Origin of the sequence: Trinickia sp., assembly GCF_051953405.1 — a bacterium.
Classification (GTDB): domain Bacteria; phylum Pseudomonadota; class Gammaproteobacteria; order Burkholderiales; family Burkholderiaceae; genus Trinickia.
Window position 1 is genome coordinate 130,632 of sequence record NZ_JBQCIV010000054.1, and the last position, 25,652, is coordinate 156,283.

Annotated in this window: 23 protein-coding genes and 1 pseudogene; 8 read left to right on the forward strand and 16 right to left on the reverse strand. The window is 56.9% G+C overall.

Annotated elements, in window-relative coordinates:
• Nucleotides 1-63: 63 nt before the first annotated feature.
• The 6 genes from ACTHN9_RS08820 to ACTHN9_RS08845 all read right to left on the reverse strand — a co-directional run bounded on the left by ACTHN9_RS08820 (nt 64) and on the right by ACTHN9_RS08845 (nt 5,605).
• Nucleotides 64-675 (reverse strand): class I SAM-dependent methyltransferase, encoded by a 612-nt coding sequence (locus ACTHN9_RS08820; RefSeq protein ID WP_440536374.1) that lies wholly within the window; start codon nt 673-675, stop codon nt 64-66.
• 91 nt (nt 676-766) lie between these two features.
• A complete protein-coding gene (locus ACTHN9_RS08825; protein ID WP_440536375.1) occupies nt 767-1,183 on the reverse strand; it encodes a VOC family protein in 417 nt (138 codons plus the stop codon).
• Nucleotides 1,184-1,302: 119 nt separating this feature from the next.
• On the reverse strand, nt 1,303-1,767 hold the full coding sequence (locus tag ACTHN9_RS08830; RefSeq protein ID WP_440536376.1) for a hypothetical protein: 465 nt from the start codon (nt 1,765-1,767) through the stop codon (nt 1,303-1,305).
• 19 nt (nt 1,768-1,786) lie between these two features.
• A complete protein-coding gene (locus ACTHN9_RS08835) occupies nt 1,787-2,158 on the reverse strand; it encodes a DUF6881 domain-containing protein (RefSeq protein ID WP_440536377.1) in 372 nt (123 codons plus the stop codon).
• 341 nt (nt 2,159-2,499) lie between these two features.
• Nucleotides 2,500-3,606 (reverse strand): toxin-antitoxin system YwqK family antitoxin, encoded by a 1,107-nt coding sequence (locus ACTHN9_RS08840; protein ID WP_440536378.1) that lies wholly within the window; start codon nt 3,604-3,606, stop codon nt 2,500-2,502.
• Nucleotides 3,607-3,673: 67 nt separating this feature from the next.
• On the reverse strand, nt 3,674-5,605 hold the full coding sequence (locus ACTHN9_RS08845; protein WP_440536379.1) for a cell surface protein: 1,932 nt from the start codon (nt 5,603-5,605) through the stop codon (nt 3,674-3,676).
• Nucleotides 5,606-5,791: 186 nt separating this feature from the next.
• Here ACTHN9_RS08845 and ACTHN9_RS08850 point away from each other — a divergent pair, with 186 nt between their 5' ends.
• Nucleotides 5,792-6,121, forward strand: a complete 330-nt coding sequence (locus ACTHN9_RS08850; RefSeq protein WP_440536380.1) for a helix-turn-helix domain-containing protein — start codon at nt 5,792-5,794, stop codon at nt 6,119-6,121.
• Here the strand turns inward: ACTHN9_RS08850 and ACTHN9_RS08855 are convergent.
• The 9 genes from ACTHN9_RS08855 to ACTHN9_RS08895 all read right to left on the reverse strand — a co-directional run bounded on the left by ACTHN9_RS08855 (nt 6,099) and on the right by ACTHN9_RS08895 (nt 12,704).
• Nucleotides 6,099-6,752, reverse strand: a complete 654-nt coding sequence (locus tag ACTHN9_RS08855) for a hypothetical protein (protein WP_440536381.1) — start codon at nt 6,750-6,752, stop codon at nt 6,099-6,101. The genes ACTHN9_RS08850 and ACTHN9_RS08855 overlap by 23 nt on opposite strands.
• Before the next feature lies 1 nt (nt 6,753).
• Nucleotides 6,754-7,053: a hypothetical protein gene (locus tag ACTHN9_RS08860; RefSeq protein ID WP_440536382.1), complete on the reverse strand. Its 300-nt coding sequence runs from the start codon at nt 7,051-7,053 to the stop codon at nt 6,754-6,756.
• Nucleotides 7,054-7,178: 125 nt separating this feature from the next.
• On the reverse strand, nt 7,179-7,988 hold the full coding sequence (locus tag ACTHN9_RS08865) for a DUF4942 domain-containing protein (protein WP_440536398.1): 810 nt from the start codon (nt 7,986-7,988) through the stop codon (nt 7,179-7,181).
• Nucleotides 7,989-8,043: 55 nt separating this feature from the next.
• Nucleotides 8,044-9,096: a hypothetical protein gene (locus ACTHN9_RS08870; RefSeq protein WP_440536383.1), complete on the reverse strand. Its 1,053-nt coding sequence runs from the start codon at nt 9,094-9,096 to the stop codon at nt 8,044-8,046.
• Complete coding sequence (locus tag ACTHN9_RS08875) at nt 9,093-10,022, reverse strand: recombination directionality factor (protein ID WP_440536384.1); 930 nt, start codon at nt 10,020-10,022, stop codon at nt 9,093-9,095. Before ACTHN9_RS08875 ends, ACTHN9_RS08870 begins: the two co-directional genes overlap by 4 nt.
• 86 nt (nt 10,023-10,108) lie before the next feature.
• Complete coding sequence (locus ACTHN9_RS08880) at nt 10,109-10,336, reverse strand: hypothetical protein (protein WP_440536385.1); 228 nt, start codon at nt 10,334-10,336, stop codon at nt 10,109-10,111.
• A gap of 13 nt (nt 10,337-10,349) precedes the next feature.
• Nucleotides 10,350-11,339 carry a YqaJ viral recombinase family protein gene (locus ACTHN9_RS08885; RefSeq protein ID WP_440536399.1) on the reverse strand — a complete coding sequence of 330 codons (990 nt, stop codon included), beginning with the start codon at nt 11,337-11,339 and terminating at the stop codon, nt 10,350-10,352.
• 75 nt (nt 11,340-11,414) lie between these two features.
• Nucleotides 11,415-12,380 (reverse strand): DUF932 domain-containing protein, encoded by a 966-nt coding sequence (locus ACTHN9_RS08890; RefSeq protein ID WP_440536386.1) that lies wholly within the window; start codon nt 12,378-12,380, stop codon nt 11,415-11,417.
• A 96-nt stretch (nt 12,381-12,476) separates the two neighbouring features.
• Complete coding sequence (locus ACTHN9_RS08895) at nt 12,477-12,704, reverse strand: hypothetical protein (protein ID WP_440536387.1); 228 nt, start codon at nt 12,702-12,704, stop codon at nt 12,477-12,479.
• A gap of 1,083 nt (nt 12,705-13,787) precedes the next feature.
• On the opposite strand from ACTHN9_RS08895, the gene ACTHN9_RS08900 reads away from it, so the two are divergent.
• The 7 genes from ACTHN9_RS08900 (at nt 13,788) to ACTHN9_RS08930 (ending at nt 24,888) form a co-directional block, all read left to right on the forward strand.
• Nucleotides 13,788-14,954: a dsDNA nuclease domain-containing protein gene (locus ACTHN9_RS08900; RefSeq protein WP_440536388.1), complete on the forward strand. Its 1,167-nt coding sequence runs from the start codon at nt 13,788-13,790 to the stop codon at nt 14,952-14,954.
• Nucleotides 14,951-15,430 carry a hypothetical protein gene (locus ACTHN9_RS08905; RefSeq protein ID WP_107310669.1) on the forward strand — a complete coding sequence of 160 codons (480 nt, stop codon included), beginning with the start codon at nt 14,951-14,953 and terminating at the stop codon, nt 15,428-15,430. The genes ACTHN9_RS08900 and ACTHN9_RS08905 overlap by 4 nt, the downstream gene beginning before the upstream one ends.
• A complete protein-coding gene (locus tag ACTHN9_RS08910; protein WP_440536389.1) occupies nt 15,427-17,229 on the forward strand; it encodes a hypothetical protein in 1,803 nt (600 codons plus the stop codon). Before ACTHN9_RS08905 ends, ACTHN9_RS08910 begins: the two co-directional genes overlap by 4 nt.
• A gap of 602 nt (nt 17,230-17,831) precedes the next feature.
• Entirely contained in the window at nt 17,832-19,388 is a 1,557-nt protein-coding gene (locus ACTHN9_RS08915) for a type I restriction-modification system subunit M (protein ID WP_440536390.1), read from the forward strand.
• Nucleotides 19,385-20,617, forward strand: a complete 1,233-nt coding sequence (locus ACTHN9_RS08920) for a restriction endonuclease subunit S (protein ID WP_440536391.1) — start codon at nt 19,385-19,387, stop codon at nt 20,615-20,617. The genes ACTHN9_RS08915 and ACTHN9_RS08920 overlap by 4 nt, the downstream gene beginning before the upstream one ends.
• Before the next feature lies 1 nt (nt 20,618).
• Nucleotides 20,619-21,794 carry an anticodon nuclease gene (locus tag ACTHN9_RS08925; RefSeq protein WP_440536392.1) on the forward strand — a complete coding sequence of 392 codons (1,176 nt, stop codon included), beginning with the start codon at nt 20,619-20,621 and terminating at the stop codon, nt 21,792-21,794.
• Entirely contained in the window at nt 21,787-24,888 is a 3,102-nt protein-coding gene (locus ACTHN9_RS08930) for an HsdR family type I site-specific deoxyribonuclease (protein ID WP_440536393.1), read from the forward strand. The genes ACTHN9_RS08925 and ACTHN9_RS08930 overlap by 8 nt, the downstream gene beginning before the upstream one ends.
• A gap of 340 nt (nt 24,889-25,228) precedes the next feature.
• Here ACTHN9_RS08930 and ACTHN9_RS08935 read toward each other — a convergent pair.
• A pseudogene (locus ACTHN9_RS08935) lies at nt 25,229-25,516 on the reverse strand (hypothetical protein); the annotation flags it as partial.
• Nucleotides 25,517-25,652: the final 136 nt, after the last annotated feature.

Here is a 25,652-nt window from a genome sequence, read left to right on the forward strand (position 1 = left end):
GACGATTGTGGCACTGAGTGCCAGTGACCGTTCCTGGCCGAGAGGACACTGCCATACCGGCCCTCACTTCCTGAAAGCGAGGCGCGTCCACGTAACTCCCTTGTTCCTGTTTGCTTGCTGCGCCGAGCCGCTGCGAACGTTGAGCAGAAGCTGGAGACGATGGGCTTCGGCAAGTCGGACCGTGTCCGCCGCTGAGACGTCGAACATGCGCCGCGCCTCCGGAAACGGCCCATGCCGCAACGACAAAATGACGACGCCACCATCGACTAACAGGTCAGAGACGGTGCCCATGCCTCGGCGACGTTGGACTTCGTCGAGGTGCATCCACACTGCGGTAACCATAACAACGTCGAACGTGTTCGCCCTCTCACGGACGAGGCGGAGATCCGGCAGGCTATCGTCGAGCCAGACAACGCTGGAAGCGGGATAGAAGTTGATCGCAGCAGCCCGCAGTTCGTCGACGGGCTCAACCGCCAACACCGCGTGCCCCATCGATGCCAATGCGGCGGCGTCGCGGCCCATGCCTGCCCCCACATCGAGGATGCGTGAAGGTGCGTCCGGGATCAGGTCCAGAACTGGTAGGTGGTGGTCTCCGAATGAAATCTTGCTCCAATCGTTAGCCAAAACCTCGGCATGCTTGGCATAACCTTCGGTTCCCGGAACGTCGATCGACATTGGTGCAAAATGGATGGTCAGATCAGTCGATTGCCGATGATTCTAGTCGAGGTGTCGAATGACGATTTGTGGCCGACCGGCGTCCCTGTATTTACGAAGGCCACGCCGCGTTTTGAATGACGACTCGATATCCATCGAGGTCCGTGAACGTCTGGCCCGAAGCGTCCCAATAGGGATTGAATGACGTGACACGAGCGAACCCATTCTCGACAAGGCGGATGCACGCGGACTCCCACTCGTCTCGGGCAGGGGCGTAAAACACCAGCAAATCCTCATGCGTCGGAGAAGGAACCACCGGATGTTCACGACATTGGGTGAACTCGAAGTGATAATTCATGCCGGGACACCCAAGCATCACGCCATCGAATCCTTGATGATTCTGGAATCGCGCCAGCACGACCAATTCGAGCGCCTCACAATACATGCGTTCAGACCGGAAAATATCGCTGACAGGTCTGGCGACTCTGAGCTGTGCTCGCATGGGTTGATTGTCTCCGCGGTAGGTCAAGGATGTCGACATCCTTCGCAAGGATACGTCGCGCCACTGAAATCGTCGACGATCCAGAGCGTCTGGTCCAGGGGCTATTCGTGGCCGACAGGCGTCTCTCCACCGAGGTCACGCACGGGTTAGCTGAATGCGAATACAGACACAGCAACGCCGAGCACGGCAAGGCCGACGAGAATGAAAAGCGTGCGGACGCGATGAGCGTCACGCCAAGCCGCCCGGATTGCCTGTCTGTCGCTCAAGGATTGCCAGCCTGTAAGATGCCCGCCGGAAACGACCGGGTACTCGTTGGGATGAATCTTCTGCTCGCTGAGATCGATCCCATTCCGATCATAGTCGTGGCCAGTGATCCTGCCTCCTTCTTCCTGTGCAGTGACGACGCCCGACAAGCGATTGCCTGCGCCGTCATGAAGTGCATCCGTCTCGCCGCGACGACCATAGCGGCCAAAACCAGCGTCCTCGCCCCCGAAATGCGCCCCCTCTCCACCGCGGCCGCCAATGGCCAATGCATTAGTGGAAAACCAGAAGGAGGCCAGCAGTAGTAATGTGAGCGTCCGTCCGTCAAGTAAGTGCTGACGATCAGCCATTATTCTCATCGCGCTCGCCTTAGCCTCGAATTCCGGGATTATCGATGATTCGCAGGGCGGCGTCGAACGTCTCAAGATGGCTGAACTCGGCCGGGATCATCAGTCGCGTCACATGGCGAGACCACAACGCTTCGAATGCCTTCATCGTTGTTTCCCGTGCTTCGAACTGCGGGTCGGCGTTTATCTCGGGCAATGCGGGCACCGGCAGCAATCCGAGTTCCGTCCCCAACGTCGATCTCTTTTCGTCTGCAAATCCAACTCGTCCGTCGCGAAAGAATTCAAGCTTACAAATCTCATAGCGATTCTGGTTGAGGACGGACACGAGACGGACAGGCTCCGCGTCAAAATTGTGATTCCACATGACGTCGATTGCGATCAACCCATCTTCCATTAGCTCTCCCCCCGCTAGTCGAAAGAACTTTTATTAGCGCTGCCTCGTTGAATTGTCGACGATTCCTGTATCGAATGCCAGTGACTGCTCATGGCCGAACTGATTCAGCCGATCTGACGCTGCCTGTTTGATCTAGTCCAACCTTTCACATTTCAGGTGCTTTGCTCTACGGCGCATATGCCTTCCGGTTGAGAGGGCGCGCGCCCTGTCCTCTCGCTTGCTTTACGCGACTGTCCCAATTGAAGCTTTCTCTTTCTTGCTTTCCGCTGCTTGCTGTAATGAAGAAAAAAACAGGTCTCACGAAGGAGACCCGTTTTCACCCGCAACTACGCCTCAACTCGTCACGAGTGACTTGCGTTATTGCTATCCGATGTCGGCGGCATGATCTTCAGTGACTGATCGGACGCTGCTGGGAGTGCATCTGGGTTAGCTTTGCATTCCACGTGTCTAGCCAGGAGTTTCCTGTCATAGTCACTCTGCTGGCTGTCGTTCATCGCCATGCCGCTGTGATCGACAATCGCCCTTACGCATGCAGCAACCTTCGGGTCCGGGTCATTCAGGGCGAGATTGATTTCATTGGCAAGCTCCGCTTTTTCATCGGCATTCTGCTGTTCCGCGACATCAACACCATTAACGTAGTTCTTTTCGCCGAGCGATTTGCCGCTGGCGTCCCACGCCTGGGCTGATCCATTCAGCTTGCCATCGGCAAAGTGATCGACTTCACGGATACCGGTCTTCGGGTCGAACTGGGTGACCTCGCCGTCCTCTTTCCCGTGGACGTACGTTCCCTTGTAGAGCAGCGTTTTTCCGTCTGCTGCGAATCGCGTGACTTCGCCATCGTAGGTTCCGTTCACGAGTGTGGCGTGCAGAATCAGGTTGCCGGTATCCGGATCGTAGCCACTTTCCTCTCCGTTCAGCACTCCCGCTTCCCAGGTAGCGACATGGATTAGCTTGCCGCTCTTCGCGCTATAGATTTGCATCTTGCCGTCCAGTTGCCCGTCCTTGAACGAAAGTTGCGCGAGCGTATGGGCACCTGTCTGATCGTGAACGGTAAAGGAACCATCGAGGCGGCCGGAGGAGAACTGCGACTCGATAGTGACGGCGTCGCTGTTTCGTTCCTTGCAGAGAACCTTGCCGTCGAGCACGCCATCGCTGGATTCGGCATCGCACAGAGCGGTGAGGCCCACATCGGCGATCGAGAGATCGGGGCTGACGTTGCTCAAGGTCGAGATCAGTTTTGCATATCCGGGCTGGGGGCCGAAGACGGTTCCACCTGGTACGTTCGTGACCTTGCCGGAAAACGGCGTGTTTGCACCGTTGGCGTATACCTTTCCATTACTGATTTCGGCGTTGCGGAAGTCGAGTACCTTGCTGCCGCATCCGGCAAGAAGAGCCGCTACACCCGGCAGAACAAGTGCCGAGAAAATTGCTGAGTGAATTCGTTTCATGGGTTGAGCCTGAAAAGAAAAAAGCAGGCGTTCCCGAAAGAACGCCTGCCGGATTGGGTAGGAAAGCTTACTGGCCGTACTGGTAGGTATTCAGGTAGTAGTCACCATCCACCTGACTTGCCAACGTGAGCGACTGAACGACACCTGCTTCAAGCACGCCCGAATGCGCGGATTGCAGCGGGAAAGTTGCTGTCGAGGTCGAGCCGTTCTGACTTACCCTGAGGCTGGTTGTGGGCGTCACGCTACCTTGAACCGTTTCGCTCATGCCCAACCAGGCCATCGTGGGTTGCATCGGATTGATACCCGAGGTCGCCCAGTCGAGCGACAGACTGGATACCGGAACAAGGGCTGCCCAGCCTTGCGGCGTCAGATAGTTGGTGATGGCGTCGCTTCCCAGCGTTGCCCATGCCACCTGTTGTGCTGCTTGCGACGATTGGATCGATGCAACGTTGATGACCGTGTCGGTACCAAGCAGGGACGCATTCTGGTCATACAGCGTGATCGAGTACGCACCGTACTGCTGGATTGTGCTCGTGTCTTCCTGCGTCGTCGCGTAATCGGACGTTTGCGGAACCGTCACGGCACTTCCGTTCAACCCCGTCCATGCCCACTTGTATTGCGTCGACCAGCCGTTTGATTCCACGACTGGCGAGCCATTCGGAACATACGGAATCGGCGCAGTGAGCGCGGTCTTCGGGAAGGTCAGGTACGGTGATCCGGGTGCCGCAGCCTGCATCCAGACGCCGGATGACGGGAGGCCAGGTCCCTTGACCAGCGCTGAACCGACCGATACAGACTGCCCGTTGATGACAACCTGGGACGGAATCTGAATGCGCAAACCCGTCTCGTAGCGATTGTTGCTGGCGTTGCTGTCCGTGTACTGAATGCGACCGACGAACGAAGCAACGTAGTTGTTATGTGGGTCCTGGTCACCGATCACTTTCCAGCCGGTCGCTTCCTGCTGCACGTAGTCCGACGCGAACTGCGGGGTGCCGGTGCCGTCCGTGTACAGAAAGTACACGAGGGCAACCGGACCAGTAGTGTTCGGAATCGTGCCGGCGGGCAACATTGCAATCGTCTTGATGCCAGTGAGCTTCGCGCCAGCGGCGAACAGGTTGTGACGCACCTGAAAGCTGGTCTTGCCAACGCTCAGGTAGTTCGCGTCGATTGCTGTCGTACAGGCCGCATCCGACGTGCTGCTCGCGCCGCCTTGCACGTCGGTCATGCACTGGCTCATCGAGGATTGGAAGCTCGCGAGATAGTTGGCCGGTTGCGAGGGTGCAGCTAGGGTAGTCGACACTGACGTCGAGCTATTGAGCTGGATGGCGGAATTTGGATCGGCGAGGCTCGTGATCTGAAGACCCGTTCCCTTGGTCGATGCTGTCACGGAAACGGAATCGATAACGGCATCAAGGCCAGTCTGGTTCGCCGTGAAGGTCGTGGCGATCGGATCGAGCGTACTTGCCACGTTGTTCGCGCTCAGGATCGGCCCTAGCGCTTGGTCGAGCACGCCCACCGCATGCGAGACGTTGGTGGTCGTGACCGTTGAAGGACTCGCCAGGAGATCCGCCGGATTGCCCGAGGCGGTCATGAGTGCCGCGACGGCCGTGGTGAGCGGCGTAACGTTGGCGGTCAACGACGTGCCGCTCGAGGTGAGCGTTGGCACCACGGAATAGAGCAGGCTGGACGCCCCGGAAGCGTCTTGCGCTTCCAGCACCAGCGGAGCCGTCAGCCCTTGCACCGAGACGGTATAGCTACCGTCCGTGTTCGATGTGCCGGTGGCGGTCTTGCCATTGGCATCGATGACGGTCACGGTCGCGCCAGCAAGCGCAGTCCCGATCGCGACGGTGCCACCGATGGAGGTCGCGATTTGCTGAGTAGGTTGTGAACTTGCGGAAGACGAGCCGCCTCCACCGCCGCATGCGGCCAGTAGGGTAAGGGAGCTGAGGGACGCGCCGAGCGCGATTCGAATTCCCCGGTTAGGACGTTTGTTGTTCATTCTTGCGGTTTCCTTTCAAATTAAATTGTCGTGTTTACTCAACAATCAGGAGCGCCAGCCGGCCTGACTGGTACGCCCTCAGGCCGCTATATCGGCGTGTGTCGGCAAAAATGAAGAGTAAACACTACGTCAATTGTAGAGTGTATAGCGTCGAGAATTAGTCGACGGGTGGGCATCCTCCTCGGCATGACTGCCAAGCGATCCACACCAGCACCTGCCCGACCGGCTCCGATCTCGATTGCTCTAGGGAAGAGGATCAAGCAATGTCGGCACGAAGCCGAGAAATCGCAGGAGACGCTCGCTTTCGAGGCGCACGTCGACCGTACCTACATTTCGACCATCGAGCGCGGGATTGCCAATCCATCCGTCGAGACGCTCGCGAATATCTGCTATTCGCTGAACATCACACTCGCCGAGCTGTTCGCGCCGTTGGATGGCGTTTCGCTCAAACCGACGGGGGAACGCCGGGCGAATGCCGCGACGCCACCCGAGATTAAGCGCAGCCGCTTGAGATGACGGTGGGCGGCGATCTCGCGATCGGCCGGATGGCGATCGCGGTATCGACTGTCACCGCATAGGCGTGCGTCTCAGTCACATACGACGGGTGCTGGCGGCCGAAGACCAATCGGGCATTGCACGCCGCGAGTTTGGGTTCAGCAGCGGCCGGATCGAGCAGCAGCAGACCATGGGGTTCAAAGGTTCGCTTGTATTGCCGCCCCTCGATGCCGATGACGAGTGCCGCGTGTGCATCGCGAACGAGGTGGCGACGCCAGCCAACAATGACGGGCCGTCCCCGCTTTAGCTCAAGTTCACAAAAGTTAAGTATCGAGCCCCGGCCATCATGTAAGGCGACCGGCCGCACGCCCATGTTCAGTTCCCAGACGAAGCTTTCCAGCTCCGAATGCGCGAGACCGTGCAGGTAGTGCGGCCATGCGCGATCCCAAAACGTCGCTTCCGCGCACGCAGCACTTTGTGAAAGTGCGACAGGGTCGGCGAGCTTGCCCAGCAGCGCGAGCGCCATGGCGACGCAATGTAGCGCGCTGCCGCCGTCCCAATCACCCTGGCGGCTGAAGAGCTGCTTACCGGAAGCGGCGAGAACCAACCGCTGGCCGGGCCGCAGTGCCGGATGAAATTTCTGGATCAGCATGTCAGTACTCGCCCGGCAATAGGAACGTCGTGGCGTAGCGATCAGCCTCGGTAATGATCCACACAGTGTGGCCGCCGGGCAGCACGTAGTTCGACAGAATGCGCTGGCCGGCAGTCACTGCCAGCTCGTTTTGTTGTCGGTCAGAATCGGACAGGTCGCCCCAGTCGCCGCGCAGGTGGCGGATTAGCAAGTCGATGATCGAGACCTGTGCGCCGGCGATGACTTCGAGCGCCCCGAGTGTGGCAAGGATACGGCCGGGCTTGAAGCGCGGACCGGCGTGATGAGTCGAAGGAAGGTTCAAGATAAATTTCTCCTGAAAACGGTCGAGCGCTGGCCTCCGGTCATGCCGGATGCGAGAGCGTTGAAACGATGGGAAAGGGACTAAGACGCGACGCGCGTCCTCGGACACCGTAGGAAGGGAGTGAGCTACCGTGTTTCGGCGGCGAGCGCGTTCGGGTAGTGCTTGGCGAGGATTAAATTCATCTGTTCGACCAGATCGGACCGCTTGAACGTCAGGTGCCCATTGCCGTTCTTGAACCACCGCAGATGGAAGTAGGCATGCTCGGCTTCGGTCTGCCGTGCTTGTTGTGCGTTTGAGACTGAAGCGTAGGCAGCGTGTCGATGATCGGGCTCGGGCTTACCGTCGAGCAGGCAAAACGCGCGGATGAGATCGTCCAGTTCGTTAGTGACGCGGTGATTCGTGCAGCCGTCCGACAGCAGGCGCTTGACGATGATCCGTTTGCCGAATTTGAAGGGCCGATTGGTCTTGTAATCCCACGACAGTCGCCGAAAACACTGGATCACGCCACGCTCGAACATATCCCCGCGCGAGTCGTAGAGTTGTGCGAATGTCGCTTCGATGTTCGCCGCCGTGAGTTTGGGCACATCACCTTCGGAGAGCTGCCGGTCCCACTGCTCCCGGGCTTGGGCGTCCATGAAGGTGCGCAAACCCGATTCGGAGAGCAGATAGCTCCAGCCGCGCACGTCGATTACACGCACGATGGCGCCTTCTGCCTCGTCACGTTTGGCGTATTCTCCGGTAACGCTTGGCCTGCCGCGACAGGCATAAGCGTCGTCGAGCACGAGTCGCGGGAAGCCCAGATGGGCCGCCCTTGCGATCTGCTCGGCTTCGTTGAGTAGATCGAGCGCGGCATGCACGCGTTCGACGACGGCGGCACGCTGGTTGGCGAGATTGGTAATGCTGACACTCTTGACGAGGTCGGTGGTCGTATCCATGACGTTGGGCGTGACAAAAGGTTGGAAAGAAAACGCCGGGCGCAAGGCCCGGCGTTTATGCCGCTGTGTGACGTGCGGCGAGTTGGCGGCGCAGCGTGGCTGCCTTCGCCTGAGAGCATCCAAGGTGACGACGAATCTCGGCGACGGTTGGACGCAGACGACCCGCAGCGATGTCCCGGAGCAGCCGGGCCACGTCGTCACCAGGAGAGCCGACGTCCGGTAACGGTGTAAGCGGATCGTCACGCGGGGCGCGGCTGTGAGTCGTGCTGTCGTGACTGGGCAATCCCCTTTCGCGATTCGCGGTCTCGTCGACGTGACTTGCCGCCGCGCTCGTTACTACGGGTTCGGTCACGGCAGTCTCGGCGGCGACCGGCACGACTGCGCTTGGCGTCGACCCACTCACGACGGGCGCGGGCACCGGTAACGGCGACGCATCCAGCGTGAGCATCCACAGCAGACACGCCACGCCTTCCAGGACTGAGGCGAACATCAGTCCCGATAGCAAATCGATGCGCGGAGCAGTCGTGCCGAGTAGCCCCGCGAGTCGGGACGTGACCGGATCGGCGAGTAACGCGTCACGCCGGGCCGTCACTCGATCGGTGACTGCCTCCCGACGCCGGATTTCGCCGGCTTCGGTGTTGAGCGCATCGAGCCGTGCGGTGAGTGAAGCACGACGCACCCGCAGACTTGGGCAGTCCCGCACGCAACGTCGAACATCGGCGGCGGTAAGCTGTGCGGTCACGATGGCGCGCTCGTCCATGACGGCTGTGAGACTGCGGCCAGGCGACTTGTCCGGTGGTGGCACCGCCGCTTCTCGTCGTTCGCCGGCATGGGCTTGCGTCAAGAGAAAGAAGACAGCATGGCCGTAGACAGCCACTCCCATGCAGCCCAGCCACAACACGGCGGCGACGAATTGCACGCGCAGATTGGCCGAGCGTGCGATTGCCGGTAACAGGTGCGCGGTCACGACCAGCACGACGCCGATCGCAACCCACGCCAGCCGCTCCGGGAGCGAGCCGCCACGCTGCCAGCCCGACAGGACGGATAGCGTGACGGCCGTACCCGTGGCCGCGACGGCTAGGGCAAACGCCCCGCGTTGCGTTGTCATGCCGCCGCTCCCCCGAGCAGTACCGCTTGACGATCCAGCTTCTCGCGTAGCGTCGGACGTGTGGTGGCCCCGCTCTCAGTGGGAGGCGGATTGCCATCCGACTTCTGCGGGTCCTTCTGCGGTTCCGATGGCGGATAGAATTCCTCCGCCACGGCTGCTTGCTCCTCAGCACTGTCCTCGAATGCCCCGTTGGCGAAACCTAGGCGGGCCGCGGCATCGAGCGCTGCTTGATCGAACCCGGCCGCCTTGCGTCGGGCGTCCAGTTCCCGCGCCTGTGTGAGCGCTTCTTCGAGCGTGCTGCCCGCGCGTACCGACAAGTCGACGTAGTAAATCGCCGAGCGGTAGCTTTGCGTCGTCGATTTGCCGCGCAGCTTCAATTCCAGCGGCAGGCACGCGAGTAGATTGCCCGACACCGCAGCGAAGTAATGTAAGCGCGCGGCGAGCGTGCGGATGGAATTGAACGACGTCGTCCTGAAAACGAACGAGCCCATCTCGTCTTCGTCACCGATCAGCACGTTCAGCCGCGCATACGGTTTGCAGCCGCCTTGCCGACCGAACGCGCAGCCGTCGGGTGAGGCGCACGTCAGTGCCTCGATGCCCTTATCAGTCGTACGCTTGCATGTCTGACCGTCGCCGACACACACGGGGCGACCGGTGTCGCGATCGAACAGGCTGTAGTCGGCCCGCAGGTTCAGGTCCGGATCGTTAAAGAGCACCCGGACGGGAATCGCGCGCAGCTTGCCCGACGTGGCTTTGCGTAGCTGTTCATTGAGAGGGTGGAGCATCCATTCACCGCGCTGCTGAACCTGCGTCGTCAACGTGAACTGGTCGTCCTTCTCGGGCAGACGCTTGCCGGCCTTCTCGACAATACGTCCGATGGCAATGCGCCCGACGACGGGCGGGGTAATGGCTAAACCTTTGAGCATGATGTTCCTCAGAATGGAAAGGTGAACGAGGGCGCGATGATGGAGTCATCGCGTCCGGTTGCCGGTGCAAATCGCTTGGCGGGCCGCTACTGAGCAAAGTGAGCCTCGAGCTTTTCGTGAATCTCTTTGGCGACAAGCTGCCAAGCGTTGGCGCCGATCATCGGGAGATTGCCGAATTTCTCCTCCAACTGTTCAAACGGCATCTGGGCGATGTGCTCGGCCTGTTTGCTCAGTGCGTCCATGACGAACGCTTGCGCGAGCGCGCCGTACCGAGAGAAAGTCATGATCTGCGCGAGGCATTCGAGATTCGTCACGGCCTAACTCCGATCAGGTGGAAACGAGAAAGCGGCGCGAACCGGGCCTCGATCCGGCGTATTGCCGCTCGAACTCGGGGTGATCGGCGAGCAGCCGTGCCAGGTCGACGGTGGATGAATCTCGGCTGCGCTTGAACGAGACGTGACCGGTCTCGAACACCGCGCGAGTGGCCTCGCCCATCGCCTGCTGGATCGCTTGCTTTAACTGGGCTTCGATCGCTTGCTGAGCCTCGATCTGTGCGCGAACCGCCACAAGGTCAGCGAACACCGACGAAAGCCGCCGGTCGTCTGTGAAGTCGACCGTGCCGCCGTTGCCGGGATAGAGGTGCCGCAGTGCTCGATCGGAGGACTCCGAGCCGTCGGCTGGTGGTGGCGTATCGGTCCCGACGAATCTCCAGAAATCCGCTTCAAGTTCGATCAGTTGCGCGATCAGGACATCGTCGCGCTTGACGCGATGCACTTCGAGTTTCTGGCCACAGAGCAGCACGGCGACATCCGCTGCCTGTTTGCCCGTCACCGCGAGCTGGTGCTGTACCTGAATCTGCACATATTCCGGTACACCGTCGCGCCAGAGGCGTGCACCGAACTCCCCCGCAGTTTTGCATTCCAGAATCGAGACATCGCGGTTGCCGACGACTTCACGATCGATGTTCGCGAGCATGAACGGAATTGACGGATGCCGGAGCACGGCATTGACGCGCCGCACGCGGTTTCCGGTTTGTTTCGTGTAGCTTGCGGCAACGATCGGTTCGAGCAACGTCCCCCAGTACACCGGCTCAGTTGTGTCGTCCGGATCGGGTTTCGGCAGGTTCGCATCGCGCCCGGTCTTGATCAGCCATAACTCCAGTGGGCTCATGTAGGGTGAAAGCCCTACAGCTGCTGCCGCGTCCGATCCGCCGACCCCGGATTTCCTCACCTCCAGCCAGTCGTTACGCGAGAGGTCCTTCGTCTCGACAAGTCGAAGCGCTGGACGATGCCGATGTTGTTCAGCCACTAATGCCATTTGGATCTCCAAAAATGAAAATGCCCGGCGGGGAGCCATCCCGGCCGGGCGATATGCCGCGAAGAACAGAGGGGATCAGGCGACAAGTTTCATTGCCTCATCCCACGCTTTTTGTTTCAGTGTTGCGCCCGCGCCGAACCAGGCCGCGTCTGTCCGGTGGTCATCGCTACGCGCGCGACGGTGGTGATCGACAAACTCCGTGATCGAGTTCAGCAAGCCGAAGGCTGTGCCTGAAGCCGATGCAAGCGTTGAACCCATGCCCTGTCCGGCGTACAGTGCATGTGCAGCCTTGACTGCACGGTCGTTTGTGGCAATTTCGGTATTGGTACCGCTTGCCGAATAGGTGAGCACGCGACGGAAGAAAGTTTCGGCAGTCGTATCGTTGACCTTGCAGTCGGCCAGCGCCTTCATGCGTGCCATAAATCCATCCCAGCTGGAGATCGCAATGCCGAGTTGGCGCTTCACGGCTTGTGCATCGAACTGCGAACGATGCGGCACTTTCACGGCACCTGCGGAATCGCCAAGCGCGATCTGCAACGTGTTGTTGCACACTACGCGCACGCTGGTGAATTGCGCGGTGGTCGCGAGCGTGCCGTCGCACGCGGTGGCGAGCAGGAGATAGCCATTCACCGTGTCCTTGCCCTTGAGCGACGCGGACTGTCCGGTGCGAGCGAGCGCCCACAGTTTTTTGCCATCCTTGAGCACACCCGCTGTTTCCAGCTCGAAACCGCCGACCTCCGTCAGGTCTCGATAAAACTCCAGAATCTGTCTGGGTTGTACGACCTGATAGCGCGACGATACGACCGACAGCGGTGACTTGGTATCCGATCGGTAAAGCACCTTCTGCTCGGGAAACGCATGGATTGAGCCGAGGTTGGTTCCGGCGTTGCCCGACACGAACCGCACATCGGCGGATTCGATGGCCCAGTCCATGCCGGCCTGTTTTGCCCACACTTCGATGGGTTGTTTTGGGGAAAGCTGATTGCCGAGGCCATGCCACGGCTGTTGGCCGACGTAGGCCATCGTGTTGACGAGATGCATGAAACGATCCTTGAGGTTAACGGCATAGAGCCCAGCGCACGGCCGGACGGATGCTTTGATAATTGGGAAAGACAGCGGAAAGCGGAAACCGCCCGATCAGGCGGATGCCTTGGCGCGACCGAATGTGTGCTTGCAGTCGAGGCAGCGATAGTTGTCGAGCACGTGGGTATCGACGGTTTCTCCTAGCGCGACGCCAGCGGCACAGCCAGTCGTCCCCCCAATTAGCGCGCCGATGATTGCGCCGGTCAGGCCGCCGAGCGCGGCGCCGACAGGGCCGGCTAACATGCCGATCGCCGCGCCAGTTTCAGCACTGGCCAACGTCATGGCTGCACCGCCGGCAGCACCTGCGATGGCACCGGCCGCGCCACCGATCTTCGTAGCTCGGTCGAGCGCCTCAGTTTGAGGGGAGTTACATTTAGGGCATGGAATTGTCACCACATATCTCCATAGTGAATGTCATTGAACTACGTGGTATGGCTGCGATTTCAGCCATACCGCCATAGCTTCAACGAAGTGATATGTGATTGAAATAATTTGGAGCACAGCCCAGACTGGAGCCAGGGGTGCCGGATACGCACCCAGCCCGTGCCACGGAGTGTCGGCGACATACGCCATGCTGGATGCGAGACGAATTTTCATCCTTACTAAAATGAGTGAGGGAAACAGAAAGCGAAAATGCCTACAGGCCCGAGGGGCTGTAGGCATTGAGCGAGAAGCGAAAGAGTGCGGGAGGGTATCAGGTAGCGGACGGCTTGCTGAACGTGTGGCCGCATTCCAGGCAGACGTAGGTGTCGAGCACGCGTTCTCGATCCGCTCTCCGACAGCGGAGCCAGCGGCACACCCGGCAGCGCCACCGAAAAGCGCGCCGAGTAGGCTTCCGGCAAGGCCGCCAAGGATCGAGCCGACTGGTCCGGCGACCATGCCGAGGGCAGCGCCAGCTTCGGCAAACGGTGAAGCGATGTCCGAAAATCAGATGGTTCCAAGTTTTAACACGGCCTCGGCCGCGAGCCCTCACTAAAAGAGGCCGTTTTAGCGGTAGCTGTATGCTGGGAGCAGTCGGACATTGAGTTATCACGTGATGACCGTCGGCATCAAAGCGGCCTGTCGACTCACGGCACCTCGGTGTACCTATACGAAAGATTCCAGTGCGCTGCGTGACTTCTGGCTCATACTCCGAGCTGCCGCAACAGTGCTAATACTGTATATTTGCACAGTATGAAAATTGTCTTCGGAGCGAGCCGGATCCGCGGTGTAAACGACCTCGAGATAGGGCGAGGCCGTAGTGCCGCCGCGTACACGAGCACTCGGTGCCACATTTCCTATTGGACCGGTAAAACGTACCGTGGGCGAGTACGTGCAAATGTGATACAAAACGTGCATGCGAAATCCGGGGGCAAAGCGAAACGCATGGACTCCATCCATGAAAAAGAGCCGCGCGAGACAGTTGGTCGCAACACCGTTGCAAGGTTCCGTATGCAGTTCCAAGCAGCTGCCTATGCGGCGCTTGAGATCCTGAGCGGCAAGGAGATCGACCGAGTCTACTGCGATTATCACGACGACTTTGTCGTGCGCAGAACCGTAGCCGGCGTGGTCGACTACCATTTCTTCCAGGTGAAAACCAAGGGGAAGGCAAACCAGCAATGGGATGTCGCGGAGGTGTTCTCTCTCAAGAAGACCGGGGCGCTGGATACAGAAGAGAAGTTGGAGGCGATCCGCGACAGCATCGCGGGCAAGCTGTTCGTGCACACTGTCGAATTTGGCGACCAGTGTCGTGAAATCACGGTTCTCAGCAACGTTCACTTCAACGACGATGTTCACGATGTCGTCACGGACCTCTCCGCTGGTACGTCGAGCAAGAAGTACATCCGTCAGCTCATCGAAAAATTTGCTGAAATTGTTTCGCCTGAGACCCCGCTGTCATCCGAGCAAATTGATGCGGCTCGAAAGAAGCTCTCCTTGCTGCCGAACGTTCAGTACATCGGCGACACGCTCGAAGCGTTCAGTATTGCCGCGCACAACGCTATCTGGAGGCACAGCGAGATTGAGCTGCATCAACACGAGGTTGAGCGCCTCGCAAGAAGCTTGGTGACACTTGTCGAGGAAAAGTCCTGCTCTCCCATCAGCGGGCTATCCAAGGCAGACATCGATCTAGCAACTGGCGTCGGCCTAGAAGACCTACTTGATGTCCTGAGCATTTCCACCCAGGTGTACCAGACCCTGCAGCAAGGGGGCGACCCCGCTGCCATCAAAGCGGCGTCTATTCTTCAGCGGAAGCTGAAGGAGGCGGGTGCCACTGAATCCATGATAGAGGCGGCCTCGCGAGCGAAGGTCGCCTGGGACGTCTGGGTTAGAAGTGCGCGGCATACATTCCCGGACTTCACGTTCAACGTCTTGCTCGATGAAGTCGACAAGAAGTGCAAGGCTTGGCTGCTTGGAGGAGGCGTCTTGGGAGACCTTGAGAACTTCGTTCAAGCAACGCTGGACTCCCCCATCGCGAAGAAGTTCGCGACACTAGATACGGACCTCGTGTTCGGAGCCTTCTGTGCCGCCGTCGTTAGGAGAGCAACGCGATGAACTCGCCAGAATTCTTCAGCGAAGCTAGGCGGCTTGGTCTCAAGCTGAACCTCTCCGGCGAAGGATCTTCGCCAGTGCACACGCTCGACAATGAGGCCCTGTTCCAGTTGCCCTTGCTCGCCATGACTATCTTGGCAATCTCGAAGGCTCAGTCCAAGCCTCAACTGCCCGAGATTGGGCAGTTGGTCGGCGAGTGTCTGGAGCGGACTGTCGCCGGCTTCAAAGGATCTTCTCAGGACATTGGCTGGTCCGGCAACCTGCGGATCAGGACCATCAAGGCGTTGACGTTCTTAGAGTCGACGGGGCTAGTCACCATCGACGAGGTGACACGCCGAATCGCCGCGACTGACTTGGGAAAGAAGGTCTACAACGGCGCCGTCGAGGGGGAGAGTCTCTTGTCCTTCTCAATGAAAACCGTCGAGCTTAGCTACCAGTACATCCGGGATGAAGCTAAAGCCAGAGGAGAAGTAAATTGAGGCTGAAGTCACTGCAGATCGAATCTCTGGGCGACGTGGGTTGGGAAAGCCCGCTCCTGGAGTTTGGCTACAGGACCACGATGCTGTTCGCGCGCAACGGCAGCGGGAAGACCCCTGTCGTCCGTGCGCTTGCGTCCGCGCTGGGGTTCCCAAACAACTTTCGGACCGACATCCTTGAGAAATGCAACGCGGTTGTCTTGCGCGCCGAGTCGGAAGGGAAACCGCTCACGATTCGCCGCACCATCGACGCGACGAACGAGGCGTTTTACGCCACGATTGATTTCGATGGCGAGCAAACCGAACACTATTCACAGGGTTCCTTCTCGCTCGCGCTGTTTCAGCTTCTTGGGCTCAAGCCGCCACGGCTGGTGTCGACAAAGGGCGAGGAGGCACAGCCCTACATCGCCACCCTGTTGCCGCTGTTCTACCTCATACAAGGCTACGGATATTCAGCTGCCTACCGTGCCCAAAGCACGTTCATCGCAGACCAATTTGCTGAGATGGTGCGGTTCGCCTTCGGGCTGAACCCAAAGCACTCCTATGAGATCAAGAAGACCCTTATCGAAGAGAAGAGTGCCCTAGAGGCTCAGACACGTAAGATCGTTGCTGCACAGCGTGTGCTTGAGTACCAGAGTCGCGGCGTGGACGATAGCGATGCAAACCAAGCTGTGCTGCAGCGGACGGCTGAAAACCTAACGCAGCAGATCGACGGACTTCGTGCGTCCGTGGACGCGAGGGGAACCGCGAACTCGACGCTCACTGAACTCCTGCGTCAGAAGGACATCCAAATCCGAGCTCGGCAATTAGAGCTCTTCGAACTGCAGAATCGTGTCGCTGGCATCGAGACCATCCGCGCGGAAATTGATGGTGAGGTCAAGACCCTCGGGCTGAACGAAGAGGCTCGGCGTGTCTTCACATCGTTTCAGGAAATCTGCCGCGCGCCGAACTGCGGGTTGTTTCTGGGTAGCACGGAATCGTACGGGAAGAACCTGCTGTATCTCAAGGATCAAATTAAGGACCTCGAGCGGAACAGCCAGCGTGCCGAGATTCGGGTTGAGCAATTGGAGGAGCGGCTTCAGGAGCTAGGCGCGGAGCGCCAGACGCTAGTTGACAACCTTGAGTCGCCCAATACCTCGGACGTCGACCAGTTGGTGACAGCTGTGCAGGCCTTGACCAAGCAACTTGTCGGCGTGCAGAGCGAAATGGGCCGAATCTCTGGGTTGAAGGAAGAGCGCTCAAAGCTATTCAAGCTTGAGCGCGAACGCGATCGCATCCAAGATCGCATTGACGGGCTGTCGAACACCGGCAGAGCTGACCATGAATTCAACAAGCTTCGACTGACCCTACGCGAACTCACCGTGAAGTGGATGCAGACGCTCGAGACGCAAAACGTGTCGACGAACGTCGACATTGACTTGAATCTTCGCTTTACGTTCGGGGGCGAAACGCTTGATGTCATCGGCAGCGGCGGCAGCAGTAGCACGACGATCAGATTAGTCCTCGCCATACACGCGGCCCTGCTGGAGGCGTATCTGTCTGATAAGACTCGTCCATTCCGCTTCATGATCCTCGACACTCCGAAGCAGGAAGAACTCCACACTGCCGACCTGGCCCGTTACCTCACGGAGCTCGAGAAGATGTGCGAGGCAAATGATGCCCAGCTTATCTTTTCGTCCACCGAGTATGATCACCCAACTGGCCCGAAGGACAAGCGTTGGCTGCCGAGCTACCGCGGACCGGACAAGCCGATGTACCTCGGCAAGCAAAGCGATTTGCTGGCAGATGATGGGCTCACGTGATTCAACGACTGAGCTAACTCATACGACGTCGGTGAATGCGCGCAGGACCGCTGGGTGCGGACTGCTACATTCAGCTGTTTGGGTGACGGCCGCGCTGCGAAGCAGGCGTTGCGCAACGGAATCCGAATGGCTGCAATGGGTCGATTGTATTAAAAAACTCCTCGAGCCCGGGCAAAGCCAGACTGCCAGGGGCCTTCTTACCCCTCGCCGATGCTCGCAAGCGGTTTGTGCCGCGATCCGAGAGGCCGATTTTTCGCGACTCGGTCCGGCTGCGGGGCGAAGCGAGGTTTTCAACAGAATCGGTCGGCTACGGGCGCTCGTCAATGGTGAGACGGCGGCGCGCACTGGCAAACGGTTAACTTCCGGGTCTGGCAACTAAATGGGGGGCACGCGGGCGACTTCCCATCACAACGTGGAGACGGTACAGAGGGCTCGCTTACGGCTCAATGACACGTGTACCGCTTCTACATTTATCGCGATTGAGACGTAAAATTCCACGTTCGGTGTGTCGTGGGCGCAGAGCCCGCACACTCAACCCGATTTACCGCGCTTCGAGCTGCAACGGATGACCACGTAAACCATATCGGAACAGGAACAGTACTATGACAAGCACCCAACAACGTGCCGCCCTGCAACGCCAGATTTGGCAAATCGCCAACGATGTCCGCGGTGCCGTCGACGGCTGGGATTTCAAGCAATACGTGCTCGGCACCCTGTTCTATCGCTTCATCAGCGAGAACTTCGCCAGCTACATCGAAGGCGGTGACGACAGCGTCCATTACGCCGAACTGCCCGACAGCGTCATCACCTCGGACATCAAAGACGATGCCATCAAAACAAAGGGCTATTTCATCTACCCCAGCCAGCTGTTTGCCACACTGGCTGCCAGCGCCAATACCAACGAGAGCCTCAATACCGACCTGGCTGCCATTTTTGCCGCAATCGAAAGCTCCGCTAACGGGTACCCCTCAGAGCAGGACATCCAAGGCCTGTTTGCCGACTTCGACACCACCAGTAACCGCCTCGGCAATACCGTCAAAGACAAAAACGCTCGTCTGGCGGCTGTGCTCAAAGGTGTAGCCGGGCTAGATTTCGGTCATTTTGACAGCGCTCATATTGACCTATTCGGCGATGCCTACGAGTTTCTTATTTCTAACTACGCCGCCAACGCCGGTAAATCCGGTGGCGAGTTCTTCACGCCGCAGCACGTATCCAAGCTGATTGCGCAGCTGGCCATGCACAAGCAAACCAGCGTCAACAAAATTTACGACCCAGCCTGCGGCTCCGGGTCGCTGCTGTTGCAAGCCAAGAAGCACTTCGATGCGCACGTCATCGAAGAAGGTTTCTTTGGGCAAGAGATCAACCACACCACCTACAACCTGGCGCGGATGAACATGTTCTTGCACAACATCAACTACGACAAGTTCAACGTCCAGCTAGGCAACACTCTGATCGACCCGCACTTTGGCGACGACAAGCCCTTTGATGCAATCGTCTCCAATCCCCCGTATTCGGTGAAGTGGATCGGCTCTGACGACCCCACGCTGATCAACGATGAACGCTTTGCCCCGGCCGGTGTGCTCTCGCCCAAATCCAAGGCCGATTTTGCGTTTGTGTTGCATGCACTCAGCTACCTTTCCGGCAAGGGCCGCGCCGCCATTGTCTGCTTCCCTGGAATTTTTTATCGAGGCGGTGCTGAACAGAAAATCCGCCAGTATCTGGTTGATAACAACTATGTCGAAGCTGTGATCTCGCTTGCGCCCAACCTGTTTTTTGGTACCACTATCGCGGTGAATATTCTCGTGCTGTCCAAACATAAGACCGACACCACCACCCAGTTCATTGATGCCGGCGACCTGTTCAAGAAAGAAACCAATAACAACGTGCTGCTGGACACGCATATCGAGCAAATCATGCAGGTGTTCGATAGCAAGGCGAACGTGGCACACTTTGCCCAATCCGTACCTTTTGAGAAGGTGGTTGCTAACGACTACAACCTGTCCGTCAGCACCTACGTCGACGCAAAGAACACCCGCGAGGTGGTGGACATTGGCCAGCTCAATGCCGCTCTAAAAAACAGCGTGGCAAAAATCGACAAACTGCGCGCGGAAATCGATGCCATCGTCGCGGAGATCGAAGGCGAGGAGCTGGAGGCATGAGTAGCGTCAATTTCTTGGACAAACTGCTAGATGGAGTGGCGGTGGAGTGGAGGGCGCTGGAAAGCGTCGCGGAATATGTGCGCGGTTTGACTTACAACAAATCAAGTGAAAGTTCCGATGGCCAAGGCTATAAAGTCCTTCGCGCAAATAACATTACCTTATCGAATAATTCATTAAACTTTGATAATATCAAGGTGGTTAGTTTTGACACAAAAGTAAAAGACACGCAAAGGCTTCGCAAAAACGATATTTTAATAAGTGCTGCCAGTGGAAGTCGTGAGCATGTCGGGAAGGTGGCTTACGTCAATTCCGACATGGATTGCTACTTCGGTGGGTTCATGGGGGTTGTCAGGTGTTTCGCCAAGATTAATTCGCGATATTTGTTTCACGTTCTAACGAGCGACATTTTTCAAAGTCATCTTGACGAAATGCTTAATAGCTCAACCATAAACAATTTGAACTCAGCGGTAATGGGTGCCTTCCAAATCCCCATCCCCTGTCCGGACAATCAAAAAAGATCGCTTGAAATTCAGGCCGAAATCGTCCGCATTCTGGATGCCTTCGCGGAGCTTACCGCGGAGCTTACCGCGGAGCTTACCGCCGAGCTTGTCGCCCGCAAAAAACAATACAACTACTATCGCGAGCAGTTGTTGAGTCCTGAAGACGGGGACGCGGAGTGGACGACACTGGGCGAGCTTGCGGAGAACCTTGACTCTATGCGCAAGCCGATTGCGAGTGGGTTAAGAGATCCAGGTGATATTCCGTACTACGGCGCATCAGGGATTGTCGATTACGTCCGAGATTATATATTTAATGGGGATTTTTTGCTTGTTTCCGAAGATGGTGCCAATTTGGTGGCGCGAAACACACCAATAGCTTTCAGTATCGGTGGAAAAAGCTGGGTGAACAATCACGCGCATGTGCTTAAATTTGAGACGCACGCTGAGCGCAAATACGTGGAATATTATTTAAATAGTATCGATTTGACGCCCTACATCTCGGGTGCCGCTCAACCAAAGCTAAATAAAAAGAATTTGGAGGCCATCAGCGTTCCGAACCCTTCTCCTGAAGAGAAGAAGCGAATCGTCGCCATTTTGGATAAATTCGAACTTGTTGCCAACTCCGTCAGTGAGAGCTTACCCTGCGAAATTGAGCTTCGCCGGAAGCAATACGAGTATTATCGTGATTTGCTGCTCGACTTTCCAAGGCCGGAAGAGGTAGCGGCCTGACATGAGCAAGACGCTAACGGAAATCGCCCAACAGCTGAGAGACACCAATAAGAAGGTGCAGCTAATCTACGCCTTTAATGGCACGGGCAAGACACGCCTTTCGCGGGAGTTCAAACAACTGATTGCTCCGAGAGCCGAAGGCAGTGAAGGCGGCGACGAGGCCGATCAGCCCGAGTTTTCGCGCAACAAAATCATATATTACAATGCTTTCACCGAAGACTTGTTCTATTGGGACAACGACTTGGCGGGTGACGCTCAGCCTAAGCTGAAAATTCAGCCTAATACCTTTACGGATTGGGTGCTGAAGGATCAAGGCCAAGACCAAAACGTCATCACGACCTTTCAGCGTTACACCAACGACAAACTCACGCCACGATTTAATCCGGAGCGAATAGAAAAGGACCGGGACGATAAAGAAATAACCATCAAAGCCTTCTCGGAGGTCACTTTCTCGATGGAGCGCGGTGACGCGACGCATTCGGGAAATCTGAAAATCTCCAAGGGTGAAGAAAGCAACTTCATCTGGAGTATTTTCTACACGCTACTTGAGCAAGTGATTGGCGTGCTCAATGTTGCTGAGCCAACCGAACGCGAAACAGATCAATTCAATCAACTGGAATATGTGTTTATTGATGACCCGGTCAGCTCGCTCGATGAGAATCACCTGATTCAGCTGGCCGTAAACCTGGGGCAATTGATTAAGTCAAGTGCGTCGGATGTTAGATTTATTGTGTCGACCCATAGCCCGCTGTTTTACAACGTGCTTTACAACGAAGTCGACGCGAAGGCTGGATATATTCTGAGCCGATTAGGTGATGGGACATTTTCTATTGAAGAAAAGAAAGGCGACTCAAACAAAAGCTTCTCGTATCACCTGCATATTAAGAATCTTATTGAGCAGGCAGTAGAGGAGAACAACGTGCAGCGCTACCATTTTGCGCTGCTCCGTAATTTGTATGAAAAGACTGCCAACTTCCTTGGATATCGGAGTTGGTCTGATCTGTTGCCGGATGATAAAAAAGCGTACGCAAGTCGAATTATGAATTTTTATCCTCACAACACCTTGTCAAACGAAGAGATCGCAGAGCCAACGCCGCCCGAGAAAGAGATGGTTCGTCTACTGCTTAGAAACCTGAACACCTATGGCTACTGGCAGCAGGAGCAACAAAATGGTTGATTACACCAAGCCCATTGCCGAATGCAGTAATTTCATCGTGCTGGATAAATACAGCAAGGAATGGCAGTCTGCCGAGAGCTATCAAAGCGAAGGCGATCTGGAGCGTGAGTTCATTCGGGATCTGGTCAATCAGGGCTATGAACACCCACCCGGCCTGAACACGCCCGATGCCTTGCTAGCCAATGTGCGCGTGCAGCTGCAAGCGCTCAACAACGTCCAGTTTGCTGATGGAGAGTGGCTGCGTTTTGTCGAGACCTGGCTGGACAAGCCCAGCGATGGCATCGTCGAAAAGACCCGGAAGATCCACGATGATTACATTCACGATTTTGTGTTTGACGATGGTCGTATCCAGAACATCTACATGCTGGATAAGAATAACATTGCCCGCAACAAAGTACAGGTGATCAAGCAGTTTGAGCAGGCCGGCACGCACGCCAATCGCTATGACGTGACGATTCTGGTCAATGGCTTGCCACTGGTTCAAGTGGAGCTGAAAAAGCGCGGTGTAGCGATTCGCGAAGCCTTTAACCAGGTGCATCGCTACAGCAAGGAAAGCTTCAACAGTGAGCGTTCTTTATTCAAGTATCTGCAGCTGTTCGTGATCTCCAACGGCACCGATAGCCGTTACTTTGCCAACACTACGCAGCGCAATAAGAACAGCTTTGACTTCACCATGAATTGGGCGAAGGCGGATAACAGTCTGATCAAAGATCTGAAGGACTTTACTGCCACTTTCTTCCAGAAGCACACCCTGCTCAATGTGCTCCTGCGCTACTCGGTATTTGATGTCAGCAATACGTTGCTGGTGATGCGCCCCTACCAGATTGCTGCCACGGAGCGCATTCTGTGGAAGATTAATAGCGCGTATCAGGCAAAGAACTGGAGCCGTACGGAAAGCGGTGGCTTCATCTGGCATACCACCGGCTCGGGCAAGACCCTGACCAGTTTCAAGGCGGCACGTCTGGCCACTGACTTGGATTTCATCGACAAGGTGTTCTTCGTGGTAGACCGCAAGGATTTGGACTACCAGACCATGAAGGAATATCAACGCTTTTCACCGGACAGTGTGAATGGGTCGGACAGCACTGCTGGCCTGAAGCGTAACCTCGACAAGGACGACAACAAGATCGTCGTCACTACCATCCAGAAGCTCAACAACCTGATGAAGAGCGAAGCCGACTTGCCCATCTACGGCAAGCAGGCGGTCTTCATTTTTGACGAGTGCCATCGCAGCCAGTTTGGTGAAGCACAGAAGAACCTGAAGAAGAAGTTCAAGAAATTCTATCAGTTCGGCTTTACCGGCACGCCGATCTTCCCCGAGAACGCGCTGGGCGCCGACACCACGGCTAGCGTGTTTGGCCGTGAACTGCATTCGTATGTGATCACCGACGCGATTCGTGACGAGAAGGTGCTGAAGTTCAAGGTGGATTACAACGATGTCCGCCCTCAGTTCAAACTGATTGAAACCGAAAAGGACGAGAAAAAGCTTAGCGCTGCGGAAAATAAACTGGCCTTGTTGCACCCTGACCGAATTCGCGAAATCACCCGGTACATCCTGAACAACTTCCGGCAAAAAACTCACCGCCTGCAATCAGGAAATAAAGGATTTAATGCCATGTTCGCGGTAAGCAACGTGGACGCAGCCAAGCTGTACTACGAGTGCTTCAGGGAGCTACAGAAGAGTAGCGACAAGCCGTTGAGAGTTGCCACCATCTTCTCGTTTGCGGCCAACGAGGAGCAGGACGCCGTAGGCGATATTCAAGACGAAAGCTTCGATGTCTCCGCCATGAACAGCAGCGCTAAGGAGTTCTTGAGCACGGCCATTGCGGACTACAACGCGCTGTTCAAAACGAACTTCGGCGTGGACAGCAACGGCTTCCAGAACTATTACCGTGATTTGGCCAAGCAAGTCAAAGCTAAGGAAATTGATTTGCTGATTGTGGTCGGCATGTTTCTGACAGGTTTTGATGCCCCCACACTGAACACCTTGTTTGTCGACAAAAACCTGCGCTACCACGGTTTGATGCAGGCCTACTCGCGCACGAACCGTATCTTCGATGCCACTAAAACCTTCGGTAACATTGTGTCCTTCCGGGACCTTGAGCAGGCGACCATCGACGCCATCACCCTTTTTGGTGACAAGAACACCAAGAACGTGGTGCTGGAGAAGAGCTACAAGGAATACATGGAGGGCTACACCGATGTGGCCACCGGTGAAGCGCGGCGTGGCTTTGTAGACGTGGTGATGGAGCTGGAAGCACGCTTTCCCGACCCCGCTGCCATTGAAAAGGAAGCTGACAAAAAGGCTTTCGCCAAGCTGTTTGGCGAGTATTTGCGCGTCGAGAACGTGCTGCAGAACTATGACGAGTTCGCCAGCCTGAAGGCCTTGCAAGATCTCGATTTGGATGACGTTGCGGCGGTTGAGGCCTTCAAGGCGAAGCACTATTTGAGCGATGACGATCTGGCCGCACTGCAAGCCATCACGCTCCCCGCCGAGCGGACAATCCAGGATTACCGTTCGACCTATAACGACGTGCGCGACTGGCTGCGTCGGGAAAAAGCTTCCGGCGAGAAGGAAAAATCCGCCATCGACTGGGATGATGTTGTCTTTGAGGTGGATCTGCTCAAGTCGCAGGAAATCAACTTGGATTACATTCTGGAGCTGATTTTTGAGCACAACAAGAAAACTAAGAGCAAATCAGACCTGGTGGATGAAGTGCGCCGGGTGATCCGCGCCAGCCTGGGCAACCGCGCCAAAGAGGGCTTGTTGGTGGACTTCATCAACCAGACCGATCTTGACCAGATTGGCGACAAGGCCAGTGTGATGGACGCCTTCTTTGCCTTTGCCCAAGAGGAACAGCAGCGTGAGGCACAAGAATTGATCAGCGCCGAGAACCTGAACGTCGAGGCAGCACGACGCTATATCACCACTTCACTCAGGCGGGAGTTCGCCAGTGACAATGGCACTGAGCTCAATGCCGTTCTGCCGAAGATGAGTCCGCTGAATCCGCAATACCTGACCAAAAAGCAGGCGGTATTTCAGAAGATCGCTGCATTTGTTGAGAAATTTAAAGGCGTGGGTGGACAGGTTTAATGAAAGTGGCACGAGAGTCGCCTCAAGGAAAGTGCTGGGAATATACTAGTTTTCGGCTCGAAAGGGGGCGGTCGAGTTGAACTCATATTCCCAAAAAACCAAGAGACCACGTCGTTGGCAACGCACTTCGCGGAGTGCTTACCTCAAGGCTGCGCGATGCCATTTTTGATCGGTCTGCGCATCGTCATTAAGCTTGAATCGCGATTACGGTAATGGCGGGAGCTATGGCGCCTTTTGCAACTCGATCCAGTATTGAACCGCTGGTCCGTAAGCCCCTGCTCGTAATGATAGCGCAGCTTCCGCGGCATGGTCATCTCCATCTCCGTCGGACATAAGCCCTTTACATTGTCGAGGTGTCCCCGTCGTATCCGAACCCGTTCGACGGAATGGGCTCGGGCAGTCCCATGGCCTTCCGAAACCGCGTGAGATTGGCTGCGATCGCGGCTTTGCTGCTATTGACAGTAGGCGTTTTATGCAATTCGCGCCATTGCTCGGTCACCTCGTCCGACGGCAGAGCGAAGCGCTTCAACCAGGCTTCCGTGGCGATGGTCGTGTTGAGCAGCGGTGCGGTGCTGTCGAGCGTACCGCTCTGCAAGATGTCCATCTTCTCGGCGATGATGGGAGTAAGCGTGTCGCGAGCATCGTCTTGACGACGGGTGCGTGATGTTCAGGCGGGGTTGCGAAGTTGATCCACCACAACCCACGGCATGAGTTGGTCCACGCGGTTGATCGCGTGATCGGCGATTCGGGCAAGTACGAAGCGC

Excerpts from the sequence above, each read along its gene's own strand:
- ACTHN9_RS08905 (WP_107310669.1), top strand. The coding sequence starts at position 14,951 with ATGAACTCGCCAGAATTCTTCAGCGAAGCTAGGCGGCTTGGTCTCAAG.
- ACTHN9_RS08850 (WP_440536380.1), top strand. The coding sequence starts at position 5,792 with ATGACTGCCAAGCGATCCACACCAGCACCTGCCCGACCGGCTCCGATC.
- ACTHN9_RS08820 (WP_440536374.1), bottom strand. The coding sequence starts at position 675 with ATGTCGATCGACGTTCCGGGAACCGAAGGTTATGCCAAGCATGCCGAG.
- ACTHN9_RS08895 (WP_440536387.1), bottom strand. The coding sequence starts at position 12,704 with ATGACGTTGGCCAGTGCTGAAACTGGCGCGGCGATCGGCATGTTAGCC.
- ACTHN9_RS08900 (WP_440536388.1), top strand. The coding sequence starts at position 13,788 with ATGGACTCCATCCATGAAAAAGAGCCGCGCGAGACAGTTGGTCGCAAC.
- ACTHN9_RS08855 (WP_440536381.1), bottom strand. The coding sequence starts at position 6,752 with ATGCTGATCCAGAAATTTCATCCGGCACTGCGGCCCGGCCAGCGGTTG.
- ACTHN9_RS08890 (WP_440536386.1), bottom strand. The coding sequence starts at position 12,380 with ATGCATCTCGTCAACACGATGGCCTACGTCGGCCAACAGCCGTGGCAT.
- ACTHN9_RS08915 (WP_440536390.1), top strand. The coding sequence starts at position 17,832 with ATGACAAGCACCCAACAACGTGCCGCCCTGCAACGCCAGATTTGGCAA.
- ACTHN9_RS08925 (WP_440536392.1), top strand. The coding sequence starts at position 20,619 with ATGAGCAAGACGCTAACGGAAATCGCCCAACAGCTGAGAGACACCAAT.
- ACTHN9_RS08865 (WP_440536398.1), bottom strand. The coding sequence starts at position 7,988 with ATGGATACGACCACCGACCTCGTCAAGAGTGTCAGCATTACCAATCTC.
- ACTHN9_RS08875 (WP_440536384.1), bottom strand. The coding sequence starts at position 10,022 with ATGCTCAAAGGTTTAGCCATTACCCCGCCCGTCGTCGGGCGCATTGCC.
- ACTHN9_RS08840 (WP_440536378.1), bottom strand. The coding sequence starts at position 3,606 with ATGAAACGAATTCACTCAGCAATTTTCTCGGCACTTGTTCTGCCGGGT.
- ACTHN9_RS08920 (WP_440536391.1), top strand. The coding sequence starts at position 19,385 with ATGAGTAGCGTCAATTTCTTGGACAAACTGCTAGATGGAGTGGCGGTG.
- ACTHN9_RS08830 (WP_440536376.1), bottom strand. The coding sequence starts at position 1,767 with ATGGCTGATCGTCAGCACTTACTTGACGGACGGACGCTCACATTACTA.
- ACTHN9_RS08835 (WP_440536377.1), bottom strand. The coding sequence starts at position 2,158 with ATGGAAGATGGGTTGATCGCAATCGACGTCATGTGGAATCACAATTTT.
- ACTHN9_RS08930 (WP_440536393.1), top strand. The coding sequence starts at position 21,787 with ATGGTTGATTACACCAAGCCCATTGCCGAATGCAGTAATTTCATCGTG.
- ACTHN9_RS08885 (WP_440536399.1), bottom strand. The coding sequence starts at position 11,339 with ATGGCATTAGTGGCTGAACAACATCGGCATCGTCCAGCGCTTCGACTT.
- ACTHN9_RS08845 (WP_440536379.1), bottom strand. The coding sequence starts at position 5,605 with ATGAACAACAAACGTCCTAACCGGGGAATTCGAATCGCGCTCGGCGCG.
- ACTHN9_RS08870 (WP_440536383.1), bottom strand. The coding sequence starts at position 9,096 with ATGACAACGCAACGCGGGGCGTTTGCCCTAGCCGTCGCGGCCACGGGT.